Origin of the sequence: Streptococcus sp. CL5.50, from assembly GCF_049738015.1 — a bacterium.
Taxonomy (GTDB): Bacteria; Bacillota; Bacilli; order Lactobacillales; family Streptococcaceae; genus Streptococcus; species Streptococcus mitis_CA.
In genome coordinates this window covers 1-484 of record NZ_JBKOTR010000032.1, presented here as the reverse complement: position 1 = coordinate 484, position 484 = coordinate 1, and the positions used below count along the sequence as shown (strand labels likewise).

Genomic DNA, 484 nt, shown 5'->3' with positions numbered 1-484 from the left:
CTGGTTTAGCATTATCACTACTTGGTTTACTTGAACTTGTAGCAGAATGAGACTGTTTACCATTCCAATAAGCTTGGGCAGCAGCCAATTCTCCTGCAGACAAATCACTCTTAGGTATATAGTGGAAATGATTGCCGTGCGGTACAACAAAAGCGTCACCTGTATCTTCAATCACATCTGTCGGACTAAAGACATACCCATCATCCGTTGTATAGGCACCTCCAGTTGCTCGATTCGGTGCCGGCGTATTGAGATTAAAGTTTGGTTTAATGGTTGAACTTGGTGTTGAACTTGTTTTCTCAGGACTGCTTGGTTTCGTATTATTAGAATGACTTTGAACTGGCTGACCTCCAATTGGTAGATTTCGAGCCAATTTTTCTTCCAAGGCAGACATTTGCGAATAAGGAATGAAATGGAAATGATCTCCGTGAGGAACTGCCACACCATTGGCAGTACGTTTTGTAATCTGTGCTGGGTCAAATAC

At 42.4% G+C, this 484-nt stretch carries 1 protein-coding gene; it reads right to left on the bottom strand.

All coding sequences use genetic code 11. From position 1 onward, the window contains the following. On the bottom strand, positions 1–484 hold a 484-nt coding region (locus ACLNCV_RS09750; protein WP_424845160.1), incomplete at both ends, for a pneumococcal-type histidine triad protein.